Annotated in this window: 12 protein-coding genes; 7 read left to right on the top strand and 5 right to left on the bottom strand. The window is 71.7% G+C overall.

Features of this window, described 5'->3' with window-relative positions; translation table 11 throughout:
* Positions 1–15: 15 nt before the first annotated feature.
* Entirely contained in the window at positions 16–498 is a 483-nt protein-coding gene (locus tag AC069K_RS29515) for a MarR family winged helix-turn-helix transcriptional regulator (protein WP_365100129.1), read from the bottom strand.
* A 180-nt stretch (positions 499–678) separates the two neighbouring features.
* Here AC069K_RS29515 and AC069K_RS29510 point away from each other — a divergent pair, with 180 nt between their 5' ends.
* Positions 679–2,199 (top strand): MFS transporter, encoded by a 1,521-nt coding sequence (locus tag AC069K_RS29510; protein ID WP_478621452.1) that lies wholly within the window; start codon positions 679–681, stop codon positions 2,197–2,199.
* 69 nt (positions 2,200–2,268) lie between these two features.
* Here the strand turns inward: AC069K_RS29510 and AC069K_RS29505 are convergent, their stop codons facing one another.
* On the bottom strand, positions 2,269–4,113 hold the full coding sequence (locus tag AC069K_RS29505; RefSeq protein WP_358832487.1) for a phosphatidylglycerol lysyltransferase domain-containing protein: 1,845 nt from the start codon (positions 4,111–4,113) through the stop codon (positions 2,269–2,271).
* 152 nt (positions 4,114–4,265) lie between these two features.
* Here AC069K_RS29505 and AC069K_RS29500 point away from each other — a divergent pair, with 152 nt between their 5' ends.
* The gene (locus tag AC069K_RS29500; protein WP_365100133.1) at positions 4,266–5,378 is read left to right on the top strand and encodes an alpha/beta hydrolase; all 1,113 of its coding nucleotides are present in this window, start codon (positions 4,266–4,268) and stop codon (positions 5,376–5,378) included.
* Here the strand turns inward: AC069K_RS29500 and AC069K_RS29495 are convergent.
* The gene (locus AC069K_RS29495) at positions 5,365–6,516 is read right to left on the bottom strand and encodes an ABC transporter ATP-binding protein (protein WP_365100135.1); all 1,152 of its coding nucleotides are present in this window, start codon (positions 6,514–6,516) and stop codon (positions 5,365–5,367) included. The two genes, AC069K_RS29500 and AC069K_RS29495, sit on opposite strands and share 14 nt — an antisense overlap.
* Positions 6,517–6,691: 175 nt before the next feature.
* Here AC069K_RS29495 and AC069K_RS29490 point away from each other — a divergent pair, with 175 nt between their 5' ends.
* The 4 genes from AC069K_RS29490 (at position 6,692) to AC069K_RS29475 (ending at position 10,241) form a co-directional block, all read left to right on the top strand.
* Entirely contained in the window at positions 6,692–7,378 is a 687-nt protein-coding gene (locus tag AC069K_RS29490; RefSeq protein WP_365100137.1) for an ABC transporter permease, read from the top strand.
* Complete coding sequence (locus AC069K_RS29485) at positions 7,378–8,064, top strand: ABC transporter permease (protein ID WP_358832491.1); 687 nt, start codon at positions 7,378–7,380, stop codon at positions 8,062–8,064. The genes AC069K_RS29490 and AC069K_RS29485 overlap by 1 nt, the downstream gene beginning before the upstream one ends.
* Positions 8,065–8,144: 80 nt before the next feature.
* Positions 8,145–9,131, top strand: coding sequence for an ABC transporter substrate-binding protein (locus AC069K_RS29480; RefSeq protein ID WP_478621447.1), 987 nt, complete (start codon positions 8,145–8,147; stop codon positions 9,129–9,131).
* Between the two features lie 96 nt (positions 9,132–9,227).
* Positions 9,228–10,241 carry a hypothetical protein gene (locus AC069K_RS29475; protein WP_478621445.1) on the top strand — a complete coding sequence of 338 codons (1,014 nt, stop codon included), beginning with the start codon at positions 9,228–9,230 and terminating at the stop codon, positions 10,239–10,241.
* Between the two features lie 88 nt (positions 10,242–10,329).
* Here the strand turns inward: AC069K_RS29475 and AC069K_RS29470 are convergent, their stop codons facing one another.
* Together AC069K_RS29470 and AC069K_RS29465 are read right to left on the bottom strand one after the other, a co-directional pair.
* Entirely contained in the window at positions 10,330–11,472 is a 1,143-nt protein-coding gene (locus AC069K_RS29470; RefSeq protein WP_358832494.1) for an NADH-quinone oxidoreductase subunit D, read from the bottom strand.
* Between the two features lie 414 nt (positions 11,473–11,886).
* Complete coding sequence (locus tag AC069K_RS29465) at positions 11,887–12,816, bottom strand: SAM-dependent methyltransferase (RefSeq protein WP_365100305.1); 930 nt, start codon at positions 12,814–12,816, stop codon at positions 11,887–11,889.
* 218 nt (positions 12,817–13,034) lie between these two features.
* Between AC069K_RS29465 and AC069K_RS29460 the strand changes: the two genes are divergently transcribed.
* Entirely contained in the window at positions 13,035–14,252 is a 1,218-nt protein-coding gene (locus tag AC069K_RS29460; protein WP_478621442.1) for a sensor histidine kinase, read from the top strand.
* Positions 14,253–14,264 lie beyond the last annotated feature (12 nt).

Genomic DNA, 14,264 nt, shown 5'->3' with positions numbered 1-14,264 from the left:
TCCGCGGACCAGAGGTCAGCCGACGGTCCGGGGGCGCGGGCCGGGGCGGGCGGCGGGGCTGGTGAACAGGCGGCGCAGCAGTGCGTGCAGGGCGTCGCGGTCGGCGGTGGCGAGGGCGTCCAGGGCGCTGTGGGTGCCGTGCATCCCGGCGCGGACGGTCTCGACGGCCCGCAGGCCCTCCTCGGTGAGGAGGACGTTCTTGACCCGGCGGTCGGTGGGGCTGGGTTCGCGGCGGACCAGGCCGCGGGTTTCCAGCCGGTCCACGATGCCGGTGACGTTGGAGGCGTCGCAGTGGAGCGTGGTGGCGAGGGAGCGCATGGCGGCGGGGCCGCGGCGCAGCACGGTGAGGGCCTTGGCCTGGCTGGCGGTGAGGCCGGCCTCGGCGGCGGCGGTGGTGAAGTCGCCGTAGTAGTCCGCCAGGGAGTCCCAGAGGGCGTCCATGAGCGCGTCGTTCGTGACGGCGTCGGTCACGGCGGCCGGGCGGCTGGTTCCAGACATGACGCCACCTTACCGCGAGAAACTTGACGATCTCAACCTTTGAGGTTTACCGTCACTCTAGTTGCTTGGGGTAATCAAGCACTTGAGGTAGTCAAGCTTCGAAGCGGTGCCGGAAGGCGTCCGCGGAAGCGTCGGCGGCCTCCAGCACATCCCTCCCTCCGGACTCCTACGGAAGAAACCGTGACTCCCACACATCACGCGGCGCCCACGCGCCCCACCGGCGGCCCCGCGCTCGTCCTGGTCCTCGGGCTGGCCGCCATGGTCGTCTCGATGATGCAGACCCTGGTCGTGCCGATCCTCGGCATCATCCAGAACGACCTCGGCACCTCCACCGCCAACGTCAGCTGGGTCACCACCGCGACCCTGCTCTCCGCCGCCGTCTTCACCCCGCTGCTCGGCCGCTTCGGCGACATGCACGGCAAGAAGCCCACGCTCATAGGCGTCCTGGTGCTGATGGTCGCGGGCTCGGTCCTCGCGGCCACCACCAGCTCGCTGCTCTGGCTGATCGTCGGCCGCGTCATGCAGGGCGCCGCCACCGCGATCTTCCCGCTGGCCCTCTCGGTGCTGCGCGAGGAGATCCGCCCGGAGAAGCTGCACGGCGCGATGGCGCTGGTCAGCGGCACCCTGGCGTTCGGCAGCGGCCTCGCCCTCGTCGGCGCCGGCCTGCTGACCCAGGGCGACAACCCCGACTACCACCGCGTCTTCTGGCTGGCCGCCGTGCTCGCCGTCGTCGCCCTGGTCGCCGTCGTCGCGGGCGTCCCGGCCTCGCGCCACAAGCCCGGCGGGCGCACCGACTGGATCGGCGCGGCGACCCTCGCCGCGGTGCTCGTCCTGCTGCTCCTGCCGATCTCGCAGGGCCACGAGTGGGGCTGGACCTCCGTGCGCACCCTGGGCCTCTTCGTCGCCTCCGTCGTGATGGCCGCGGTCTGGGTCCTGGTCGAGCGCAAGGTCAAGGCGCCGATGGTGGACATGAAGATGTTCGCCCACCGCCCGGTGCTCTTCACCAACCTGGCCGGCCTGCTGCTCGGCTTCGCGATGTTCTCGCAGTTCATCGGCGTCTCGTACCTGGTGCAGATGCCGGAGAAGGTCACGGGCTACGGGTTCACCGCCTCGGTGCTGCGCGCCTCGGTCGAGTACCTGCTGCCCACGACGATCATGTCCCTGGTCGCCGCCCAGGCCGGCGGCATGCTGGTGCGGCGCATCGGTGCCCGCTTCACGCTGACGGCCGGTGCCGCGTTCGGTGTCCTCGGTTTCGCCTGGCTGACCGGCGCGCACGACTCCAGCGCCTCGGTGATCATGGCCGGCATGGTGATCGGTGTGGCGATCAGCTTCGGTTACGCGGCGATGCCCGCGCTGATCGTGGCGAGCGTCCCGCACCACCAGACGGGTATCGCCAACGGCATCAACTCGATCTCCCGGTCGGTCGGCAGCGCGATCGCCAGTGCGGTGATCACGTCGCTGCTCGCCTCCAAGACGATCGAGCACCTGCCGGCCGGGGTTCCGCCGCTGCCGCAGGAGAGCCAGTTCACGCTGAGCTTCGCGCTCGCCGGGGCCGCGTTCCTGCTGGTGGTCCTGGTCGCGCTGGTCGGGCTGCACTCCGACCGCAAGCCGAAGGCGCCGCAGGCGCCGGAGGCGGACGCCGTGACGGAGAAGGCCGACGAGCCGGAGAAGGCCGACGAGCCGGAGACCGCCTCCGCGTAAGACGAAGAGGGGCCCGGGGACATGTCCCCGGGCCCCTCTTCCCGTTCTCCTGCCCGCGCCCCTCGGGGGCTACAGAGCCGCCCGTACCGTCCGTTCCGCGTCCCTGTTCGCCAGGTGCGCGCAAGGGCGCTGGCGGGCGCGGCTGAAGCGGGCGAAGGGGCGGGGCAGGCCCATGTTCACGAAGCCCTCGGCCTGCATCACCGCGAAGCCGATGCGCGGCAGGTCGCTGTGGGCCCGGTAGACCATGAAGCGCGGCTCCCAGCGTGGCTGGAACTTTGCGTTGAACTTGTACAGCGATTCAATCTGGAACCAGCGGGAGAGGAAGACCAGCAGTCCGCGCCAGAGCCGCAGGACGGGCCCGGCGCCGATCTTCTCGCCGCGCGCGAGGGCCGAGCGGAACATCGCGAAGTTGAGCGAGACGTGCTCGATGCCGATCTTCGGAGCGGCCTGGAGCGCGGCGACGATCAGCAGCTCGTTCATACCGGGGTCGGCGGAGCGGTCGCGGCGCATGAGCTCCAGCGACATTCCGTCGGAACCCCAGGGGACGAAGTGAATCATGGCCTTCAGGTCGCCGTACGGCCCCGGCTCGCCCGGTCCGTCGTCGGCCTTGTGGGCGGTGGCGATCACGCAGTCGCCGTCGTCGGGGTCGCCGATCCGTCCCAGCGCCATCGAGAAGCCGCGCTCGGTGTCGGTGCCGCGCCAGTCCTCGGCGGCCCGCCGGACCCGTTCCAGCTCACCTACGGAGAGATCACGGACGCGCCGTACGCGGGTTTCGTAGCCATTGCGCTCGATGCGCTTGACCATCTGGCGTACGTTCCGCATGGCGCGCCCGGACAGGGAGAAATCCGCGGCGTCCACCACCGCCTCGTCGCCCAGTTCCAGCGCGTCGAGCCCGGTCTCGCGGGTCCACACCTCGCCGCCCGTCTCGGAGCAGCCGACCACGGCCGGGGTCCAGGAGTGGGCCTTGGCCTCGTCCATGAACCGCTCGATGGCGCCGGGCCAGGCCTCGACGTCGCCGATCGGGTCGCCGGAGGCGAGCATCACCCCGGAGACGACGCGGTAGGTGACCGCCGCCTTGCCGCTGGGGGAGAAGACGACCGCCTTGTCGCGCCGCAGCGCGAAGTGGCCGAGCGAGTCGCGGGCGCCGTGCTTGGCGAGCAGGTCGCGCAGCTGCCGCTCGTCGTCCTCGGTGAGCCGGGCGGCCGGGTGCTCAGGCCGGAAGGCCAGGTAGATGGTGGTGATCGCGGTCAGCAGGCCGAGCGCGCCCAGCGAGTAGGCGACGGTCCAGCTGGTGTCGCCCGCGTACTCGACGGGGCCCTCGAAGCCGAACAGGCCGTACATCACGTGCTGGATGCGGTCGGCGATCGAGGGGCTGCCGACGACCCGGCCCGGGTGGACCGAGACGATCACCAGGCCGAGGCCCAGCGAGCCGGAGCCGAGCAGGATGAAGTTGGCCAGCGCCTTCCAGCGGCTGCGCGGGTCGGGCAGCGCGGTGAACTCGTCGCGGTGCCGCACCAGCAGCACCAGCAGCGCGATCGAGATCAGTACGCCGACGACCGAGTGCCGGTAGAGGAACTGGGCCACCGCGCCGATCGGCAGCAGGGCGACCGCGGCCCGCCACGCCCGCCGCTTGCGCCGCTTCAGGCCGTGCGCCAGGAGCAGCAGCAGGACGCCGGTGCTGAGGGCGAGGGCCGCCGCGAAGGGGCCCGTCGTGCCCGGCAGCACCTCGGTGACGGCGTGCATGCGGCTGGCGCGGAAGCGCGGGAAGATACCGGCGGCGATGTTGAGCAGTCCGACGAAGGCCGCGGCCTTGCCGACCAGTGAAGGAACCGAATCGGGGCGCGGTCCGCGGAGGACTTTGCGCGCGCCGGCCGGAACCGAACCCTTTTTGTCCCCATCTATCCTGACAGACATCGCTTCCCGTGACTCCGCGAGAGATTCTGTTGTCCGCACCGTGACAAGTTCGCCACTGTGTTCCGGACAATTTGCGCCCTCTAGGACGGCACATCCCGGGGGCGGGTTCCCTCGGTCCCAGGAAAATCTCAGTCAGAAAGTTTCGACGACTCATGGGTCTCACGAGCAACAAGGTTCTGGCGCTCGCCGTCGTTCTGGCGGTGGTGCTGTTCGCGCTCACCGTCTGGCTCTGGCCGAAGCTGGCCGGCCGCGGCTGGCGAGCCGTCCTGGGCCGGATCGGCCTGCTCCTCGGCACTCAGCTGATGCTCTTCGCCTCGGTGGGCCTCGCGGCCAACAACTCCTTCCTCTTCTACGGCTCGTGGGCGGACCTGTTCGGCCAGGAGAACGGCATGGGCGTGGTCGTCGACCACTCGGCCGGGACCAAGGACATCAAGGTCACCGGGAAGCAGAAGCCCGACACCCCCGGCGCCGGCAACCCCGCCGCGGGCGGGGAGATCCAGAAGGTGGTCGTCCAGGGCGAACGCTCCAAAATAGCCAGCCCCGCCTACGTCTATCTGCCTCCGGAGTACTTCCAGAAGAAGTACGAGAAGCAGAAGTTCCCGGCGGCCGTGGTGCTCACCGGCTACCCGGGCACCGCGGAGAACCTGATCAAGGGACTGAGATACCCGAAGACGGCATGGGCGCAGGTCAAGCAGAAGAAGGCGCAGCCCATGATCCTCGTGATGATGCGTCCGACGGTGGCGCCGCCGCGTGACACCGAGTGCGTGGACGTCCCCGGCGGCCCGCAGACCGAGACCTTCTTCGCCAAGGACCTCCCCAAGGCCGTCTCCGAGACCTACCGGGTCGGCACCAGCCCGCGGAACTGGGGCTTCATCGGGAACTCGACCGGCGGCTACTGCGCCCTGAAGATCGGCATCCACCACCCGGAGACCTTCGGCGCCAGCGCGGGCCTCTCCGCGTACTACAAGGCCGCCAGCGACCCGACCACCGGTGACCTCTTCCACGGCGACAAGGCCGCGAAGAATCGTTCCAACCTGCTGTGGGCCCTCGACCACGTGCCGCCGGCCAAGTCCTCGTTCCTGGTGACCAGCTCCAAGTCGGGCGAGGACAACCTCAAGCCGACGCTGAAGTTCATCAAGAAGGTGAAGGCGCCCGCGCGCGTCTCGTCGATCACGCTCGACAGCGGCGGGCACAACTTCAACACCTGGCGGCGGGAGATCCCGCCGGTCCTGGAGTGGATCAGCGGCCGCCTCAGCGCGAACTGATCGACTCCACTTCCACTTCCGTCCGGGGGACGGCCTGGGCGTCCGCGTCGATCGAGCGGCGCAGCGCCTCGTGCAGCCGGGCCGGGGTGAGCACCCCCAGGAAGCGGCCCGTCCCCTCGTGGTCGATGACCGCGATCCACCCCGCGTCGTGCTGGAGCATCGTCGCGAACGCCTGCTTGAGCGAGGCGCCCAGCGGCAGCCAGGCCTCCATCCGGCGGGCGTGCTCGCGTACGGTGCCGCTCTTCGCGCGCGTGGCGCTCTCCGCGGAGATCCAGCCGTGCAGGTCGCCGGAGGCGTCCAGGACCACCGCCCAGGGGGCGCCGAGGTCGCGCGGGAGCGGGTCGTCGAGGCGGACCACCGGCGGCTGCTCCAGGTCGCCCTCCTCGATGGGCGTCACCGAGAGCCGCTTCAGGCCCCGGTCGGCGCCGACGAAGTCCGCGACATAGGGCGTCGCTGGGGTGCCGAGCACCGCCGCCGGGGCGTCCAGCTGCTCGATGCGCCCCTGCCCGTACACCGCGATGCGGTCGCCGAGGCGGACCGCCTCCTCGATGTCGTGGGTGACGAAGAGGACCGTCTTGCGGACCTGCGACTGGAGCTTGAGGAACTCGTTCTGCAACCGCTCGCGCACCACCGGGTCGACCGCGCCGAACGGCTCGTCCATCAGCAGCACCGGCGGGTCGGCCGCCAACGCCCGCGCCACCCCGACCCGTTGGCGCTGCCCGCCGGAGAGCTGCTCGGGGTAGCGCGCCCCGTGGACGCGGGGGTCGAGGCCGACCAGGTCGAGCAGTTCGGCCGCGCGCTCACGGGCCTTGGCGCGCTTGACGCCGAGCAGATGCGGGACGGTCGCGGTGTTCTCCAGGACCGTCTTGTGCGGGAAGAGCCCGACCTGCTGGATGACATAGCCGATACGGCGCCGCAGCCGGACCGGATCGACGGTGGATATGTCCTCGCCGTCCAGGAGTATCCGGCCCTCGGTGGGCTCGATCAGCCGGTTCACCATCTTCATCGTGGTGGTCTTGCCGCACCCGGACGGCCCGACGAGCGTGACCAGTTCCCCCTCGGCCACCTCGAAGGAGAGGTCGTCGACGGCGGTGGTGCCGTCGGCGTACCGCTTGGTGACGTGCTCGAATCGGATCATGGTTCCCCATTGTGGCCGGTGGTGAGCGTGGCTGTGTGAATCCCATGTTGCCGCCCTGTGTGCGATACGCGGATCCGCCCACCGGCTCTCGGTGATTGTCAGTGGCGGGGGTTAGGGTCGCCAGACAGACGTTCGGTCGGGGTCTCAGGGGATCCGGCGGGGGAGGTGGGGGACGGTGGGCGCGCAGAACTGCCTGGTGCGCAACGACTGGATCTGCTGGGAGTACGTGCGCTCCCGCAGCCAGGAGCTGACCGACGCCACGGTCCAGCACATCTGGATCACGGTGGCCTCGGTGCTGATCGGGCTGCTGATCGCCTTTCCGCTGGCGCTGCTCGCGCGCGGCCGCAGATCGGTGGCCGGAGCGGTCCTGACCCTGACGACCGTGCTCTACACGGTCCCGTCGCTGGCGATGTTCTCGCTGCTGCTCCCGGTGTTCGGGCTCTCCGCCTCCCTGGTCGTCACCGGCCTGGTGCTCTACTCGCTGACGATCCTCGTACGGAACATCCTGGCCGGCCTCGAAGCCGTCCCGTCCGACGTGCGCGAGGCGGCCCGGGGGATGGGATACGGCAGGGCGCGGCTGCTGTTCGAGGTGGAGCTGCCGCTCGCGCTGCCCGCGCTGCTGGCCGGCGTGCGCATCGCCACGGTGTCGACGGTGGCGCTGACCACGGTCGGCTCGGTGGTCGGCAAGGGCGGCCTCGGCAACCTCATAGGCGACGGCGTGCAGTCCACGTTCAAGGCGCAGGTGCTCACCGCGTCGGTGCTGTGCGTGCTGCTCGCGCTCGTGGCGGACGTGCTGCTGCTCGGCCTCCAGCGCCTGCTCACACCCTGGACGCGGATACGGACGAGGGCGGGGGCGCGCTGATGGGGGTCATGGCCGACGCCTGGACCTGGCTGACGACGGGGTCCAACTGGTCCGGCGAGGACGGAGCCTGGCACCGCCTGGCCGAGCACGCCTATGTGAGCGGGGTCTCGCTGCTGCTGGCGTGCGCGATCGCGCTGCCGCTCGCGCTGTGGCTCGGGCACATCGGGCGGGGCGGGGCGCTCGCGGTCAACATCTCCAACGTGGGCCGCGCGATACCGGTGTTCGCGGTGCTCGGCCTGCTGATGCTCACCCCGCTCCGCAAGGAGGGGTACGCGCCGACCATCATCGCGCTGGTGCTCTTCGCGGTGCCTCCGCTGCTGACCAACGCGTACGTGGGCATGCGCGAGGTGGACCGGTCGGTGGTGGAGGCCGCGCGCGGGATGGGGATGTCGGGCGGCCAGCTCTTCGCCCGCGTCGAGCTGCCCCTCGCGTACCCGCTGATCATGATCGGGGTGCGGTCGGCCGCGGTGCAGGTGGTGGCCACGGCGACGATCGCCTCCATGGTGGGCCTCGGTGGCCTCGGCCGGATCATCACGGCCGGGTTCGCCACGTACAACACACCGCAGGTGGTCGCGGGGGCGATCCTCGCCGCGCTGCTCGCGTTGCTGGTCGAGGGCGTGCTGGTGCTGGCCGACCGGCTGTTCAGCCCGCTGCGCGCGACGCGCGGGCGGAGCACGGCTCCCTGAGACCGCGGCTCCCCTGAGACCCCGGCCCCCGCCGGACCCGGAACACGTCGGACCTACGAACTCTCGGATGGTGAACGTTCATGAGCAAGATCCTGCGCACGGCCGGTGCGGTGCTGGGCACGCTGGCGCTGGCCGGCTCGCTGGCCGCGTGCGGCGGCGACAGCCTGGAGAAGGACAAGGACAAGGGAAGCGGCGGAGGGGCGAGTAGCGGCGGGGGCGGCAAGAAGGGCTCGCTCACCGTCGGCGCCGCCGGCTTCACCGAGTCCGCCGTCCTCGCCGAGCTCTACGCCCAGGTCCTGCGCGACGCCGGATACGGCACCTCGATCACCACGGTGAAGAACCGCGAGCTGTACGAACCCGCTCTGGAGAACGGCGAGATCGACGTCGTTCCGGAATACGCGGCTACGCTTACCGAATTCCTCAACGCCAAGGTGAACGGCGCGAAGGCGAAGGACAAGCCGCTCGCCTCCAGCGACGCGGCGGCGACGGTCACCGAGCTCACCAAGCTCGCCACCCCGCGCGGTCTGAAGGTGCTCCCGGCGGGCGCGGCGGTCGACCAGAACGCGTTCGCGGTGACCAAGGAATTCGCCGCCAAGAACAACCTCAAGACGCTTTCCGATCTGGGAAAGTCGAAGGTCAAGGTCAAGATCGCGGCGGGTGCCGAGTGCCCCGTGCGCCCCTTCTGCGCCCCGGGCCTGAAGGCGAAGTACGGCATCGACGTCAGCGGCGTCGACCCCAAGGGCGTCGGCACCCCGCAGTCCAAGCAGGCCGTCAAGGACGGCGTCGACCAACTGGTGCTCACCACCACGACCGACGCCACCCTGGACCAGTACGGCCTGGTGCTCCTCGAAGACGACAAGAAGCTCCAGAACGCGGACAACGTCCTTCCCGTGGTCAATGCCAAGGACGCGGGAGGCCAGGAGATAGCCGACGCGCTCGCGAAGCTCACCAAGGCGCTGACGACCGGTGATCTCGTCGATCTGAACCGCAAGGTGGACGCCGAGCGGGCCAAGCCGGCCGATGTCGCCAAGGACTATCTCCGGTCGAAGGGACTGATCCGGAAGTAACGAAAGCCGGGGCCCGGAGAAGACGGTTGGGAGAAGATTCGGAAGATTGGCGGGCTGGGGCTCCATTGGGCGTCTACGCACGGTAAATTTCAGGCCATGCCACGTGGACGCCACCGCCATTCCCCTCCGCTGCACAGGCTCCTCCCTCCGTCGGCCGTCGCCGGCGCCGCGGTCTTCTGCGCCGGTGGCGCCTGGCTGTTCGATCAGCCCCTGGCCCTGCGCGTCCTGGCCGCGGCCGCCGCGGTGGCCGCCGTCACCGGCTCCGTGCTGATGCGCGGCTGGGACCGGGCCGCCGGACGCCGGGTCGCCGAGCTGACCCGCTCGCGCGCCGCCGACCAGTGGCGCACCGAGGAGCGGATCGCCGAACTGGAGGCGGAGCTGGAGGAGTCGCGCGAGCTGCGCGGCCGGCTGGACGCCAAGCTCCGCGCCAAGCGCATGGAGCTGGCCGGGCTGCGCGGCGAACACGCGGCCCTGCTGCGGCGGTACGCCACGGCGGAGACCGAGCGGGCCAGCGCCCTGGAGGGCCGCCGCAAGCTCGCCCTGGAGGCCGGCGCCCCCAAGGCGCTGCCCGCCGCGGCCAGTACGCCCACGCCCGCGGCCTACGCGGCGGCCTCCAAGGCGCTGGAGAACCTGCCGTACGCGCGCCGCGCCCAGGAGGCGCGGGCGGCGGCGCTTCCGCCCGCCCGGCAGCCCGCGGACCAGGAGGCACAGGGCTCGCGCGAGCCGCGGGAGGCCCAGGAGCCGCAGGGGAAGCACGCGGCGGCCGGGGGGAAGGGCGAGCACGTCCGCCCGTCGTCCGCCGCCGCCCTGACCGCGCTGCCCGCCGCGCCGAAGCCGGTCGCGGCGACGGTGGTTCCCTACGCCGCCCGTCCCGCCGTACGGCCCGAGGGCAGCTTCGACTTCTTCGGCACGGCCGCGGAGAAGGAGGCCGTGGAGGCCGCGATAGAGGCGGCCGCCGAGGAGGACCTGGCCGACGTGGTCGGCGAGGAGGTCCTGGCCGAGCGGCCGCACACCGGCCCCGAGCGGGTGGTGGGCAAGGTCATCGACCTGACCGCGCACGACGAGACGGAGCAGCTGGACGTGGTGGGGCTGCGGACGGCGATCTCGTAGGGGCGGGGCAGACGGACTGAAGATAAGGGGCCCGGCGCCGAAGCGCCGGGCCCCTTACCCGTTCCGCCGTTCCCCCGTTCCCGCGCGCCTACTTGTCGATGTCGCCGACGACGAAGAAGAGCGAGCCGAGGATGGCGACCATGTCGGCGACCAGGGTGCCCGGGAGGAGTTCGGTGAGGGCCTGGATGTTGTTGTACGAGGCCGAGCGGAGCTTGAGCCGGTACGGGGTCTTCTCGCCCTTGCTGACGAGGTAGTACCCGTTGATGCCCAGCGGGTTCTCGGTCCAGGCGTAGGTGTGGCCCTCGGGGGCCTTCAGGACCTTCGGCAGGCGCTGGTTGATCGGGCCGGGCGGCAGCTCGGCGAGCCGGTCGAGACAGGCGGCGGCCAGCTCCAGGGCGTTGTGGGTCTGGTCGAGCAGCACCTCGAAGCGGGCCAGGCAGTCGCCCTCGGTACGGGTGACGACCCGCAGGGTGTCCTGGAGTTCGCCGTACGCGAGGTACGGCTCGTCGCGGCGCAGGTCGAAGTCGACGCCGGAGCCGCGGGCGATGGGGCCGCTGACGCCGTACGCGTGCACGGCCTCCTGGGACAGCACGCCGACGCCGCGGGTGCGGCCCCGGAAGATCTCGTTGCCGAGGACGAGCCGGTCGTACACGTCCATCCGCGAGGTCGCGGCGGCGACGGCGTCCCGGGCGCGGCCCAGCCAGCCGAGCGGGAGGTCCTCCTTGAGGCCGCCGACGCGGTTGAACATGTAGTGCATGCGCCCGCCGGAGACCTCCTCCATCACGTGCTGGAGCTCCTCGCGCTCGCGGAAGGCGTGGAAGATCGGGGTGATACCGCCCAGTTCGAGGGGGTACGAGCCGAGGAACATCAGGTGGTTGAGCGCGCGGTTCAGCTCGGCGAGGAGGGTGCGGGTCCAGACCGCGCGCTCCGGGACCTCCATGCCGAGCATGCGCTCCACGGCCATGACGACGCCGAGCTCGTTGGAGAACGCGGAGAGCCAGTCGTGGCGGTTGGCGAGCATGACGATCTGCCGGTAGTCGCGCGCCTCGAAGAGCTTCTCGGCGCCGCGGTGCATATAGCCGACGACCGGTTCGGCGTGCTGGATGCGTTCGCCGTCGAGGACGAGGCGGAGGCGGAGCACGCCGTGGGTGGAGGGGTGCTGGGGGCCGATGTTGAGCACCATGTCGGTGCTCTCCGCCGCGCCGCCGATGCCGACCGTGGTCTCCGTCATGGGCGACAGTATCCCCGCCCGGGGCGGAATCCCCCCACCCCACCCCTCCCCGAAACCCCTCGGGCGGGGGGCCGGACAGTCACCCGCGGGCCGGTGGGGCTTCTCGCGCAGTTCCCCGCGCCCCTTATCGGGCCGGGACTTCGTGTGCGGGTCGTCTTGGGTTGCTCGCGCAGTTCCCCGCGCCCCTGAAGAACTAGGGGCCGCTCCAAATTCCCCGGCTGCGGCCGACCCCCCAAGGGGCGCGGGGAACTGCGCGACCAGCCCCCACCGGCCCGCAGACGAAATCCGGGCCCTAAAGGGGCGCGGGGAACTGCGCGACCAGCCGCCCACGGTCCGCAGACGAGGCCCGGGCAGATGAGGGGCGCGGGGAACTGCGCGACCGGCCACCCACGGTCCGGGGACGAAAGTGGCCAATCAGGGGCGCGGGGAACTGCGCGAAGAGCCGCCCACCCACTCCCGCACCCACCAGAAGTCCCCCAGCCCACCCCTCCCCACCAGCTCCGCCCCCTCCCCCGCCCGAGCCAGCGCCCGTACGTAGGACGCGGGATCCGTCGTCGCCAGGGACAGGGGCGGGCGCGCGCCCGAGACGCCGAGCGCCGTGAGCGCCTCGCGCTGGGGGACGAGGTCCGCCCGGGGACCCGCGCAGGCGTCCACCGCCACATGGGACGTGATGTCGCACGTGCCGTCGGGCACGGGGACGACCTCCCGGCCGCCCCGGAACCCCGTCAGGGAGCCGTACCGCGGCCGCGCGGACGCCACATGGCCGTAGTCCACCGCCACCGCCAGCCCCTCCGCCAGCGACGACACCGCCGCCGCCCACGCCTCGTCCCGGGGGCGCCCCACCTCCGCCCGCTCCCCGGGCTCCCGCAGCGGCCACCACCGCTCCAGCCAGCGCGCGTCCGCGCCGGAGACGGGCGCGCCGAGGCGTTCGGTGCCGTCGGGGCGGACCAGGACCTCGCGCGCGACGCCGTCGGCGTCGACCTCGGCCACGTCCACCGGCACGTTGTCCAGCCACTCGTTGGCGAACAGCAGGCCCCGGACGCCGGACGGCGGCTCCGCGAGCCAGGTGATCCGCCCGTCGAGCCCCGGCGGACGCGCCGCTCGCTCCACGGCGTACGCCCGTAGGGGGAATCCGGCGGGCAGCGCCGCCAGTACGCCCGTGACGAGCTCCCCGCGCCCTGCCGCCATGTCGACGAACGCCACCTCACCGCCCCCGAGCTCCCCGGCCACCTCCTCCAGGAGGCGCGCCACGGCCCCCGCGAAGAGCGGTGAGGCGTGAACGGAGGTACGGAAGTGACCCGCGGGGCCCTCGGGGCGCAGATAGAAGCCGCCGGGGCCGTACAGGGCCCGCTCGGTCGCCGCCCGCCAGCCGGACCAGCCGGTCCAGCCCGACCGGTCGTCCGGCGTTCCGCCGTCCCGCCCGCCACCGCCACCGCCGTCGCCCGCCTCATGATTCACAGCAGAAGGCTAGGCGCCCTCCACCTTGGGGAGTACGCCCCGGCGACCCGGATCGACCCTCCGGTTGACCCTTGCACCGATCCGGCATCCCTACGCTGGGTTACGTGCAGCGCCTCTACGACTTCATCCGCAGGCACCCGACCGCGGTGGACACCCTCTGGGCCGTCTTCCTCCTCGGGATCTCCGGCATGTCGTTCGTCTCCAGCGGGGTCGGCCACGGCTCGACCTCGGCGGCCCTGCTCATCGCCGTCGGCCTGAGCGCCGCCGTGGCGCTGCGCCGGCGCGCGCCCGAGAAGACGGTGGTGCTGGCGGCCGTGCTGGGCGTGGCCCAGCTGGCCCTGGACGTCGGTCCGAACGTGTCGGACTTCGCCATGCTGGTCTCCATCTACACCGCCGCCGCCATCGGCGAGCGCTGGGCCTCGCGGCTGGCCCTGGCGGGCTCGCTGCTCGCGGCCGTGATCGCGATGGTCCGCTGGCCCGACTACAGCGACAACGGCGCGGACGGCGGGGCGAGCCCGGCCCAGACCGTGTTCTTCGCCGTCGTGATGACGGTCCCCTTCCTCCTCGCCTGGGTCCTGGGCGACTCGATGCGCACCCGCCGGGCGTACTTCGCCCAGCTGGAGGAGCGCGCCGCCCGCCTGGAGAAGGAGCGCGAGGCGCAGGCCAAGGTCGCGGTCGCCGCCGAGCGCGCCCGGATCGCCCGCGAGCTGCACGACGTGGTCGCCCACAACGTCTCGGTGATGGTCGTCCAGGCGGACGGCGCCGCGTATGTCATGGACAGTGCGCCCGACCAGGCGAAGATCGCCCTGGAGACCATCTCGATGACCGGCCGCCAGGCGCTCGCCGAGATGCGCCGCCTGCTCGGCGTGCTGCGCACCGGCGAGCACCGGGAGGCGGGGGAGTACGTGCCGCAGCCCGACGTCGAGCAGATCGAGGAGCTCGTCGAGCAGGTGCGTACCGCCGGGCTCACCGTGGACTTCAAGATCGAGGGCACCCCGCGCCCCCTGCCCAGCGGCGTCGAGCTCACGGCGTACCGGATCGTGCAGGAGGCGCTCACCAACACGCGCAAGCACGGCGGCCCGGAGGCGGGCGCCAGCGTCCGGCTGGTCTACTTCGACGACGGGCTCGGCCTGCTGGTCGAGGACGACGGCCGCGGCGCGGCGCACGAGATGTACGAGGACGGCGGCGCCGACGGCCAGGGGCACGGTCTGATCGGCATGCGCGAGCGCGTCGGCATGGTGGGAGGCACCCTGGACGCGGGACCGCGGCCGGGCGGCGGCTTCCGCATCAGCGCCCTGCTGCCGCTGAAGCCCGCCACGTAGTACCGCGTACGC

It is taken from the genome of Streptomyces sp. NPDC043908 (genome assembly GCF_056435525.1).
The sequence above is the reverse complement of the archived record's forward strand: the minus strand, read 5'-3'. Positions and strand labels throughout refer to the sequence as shown.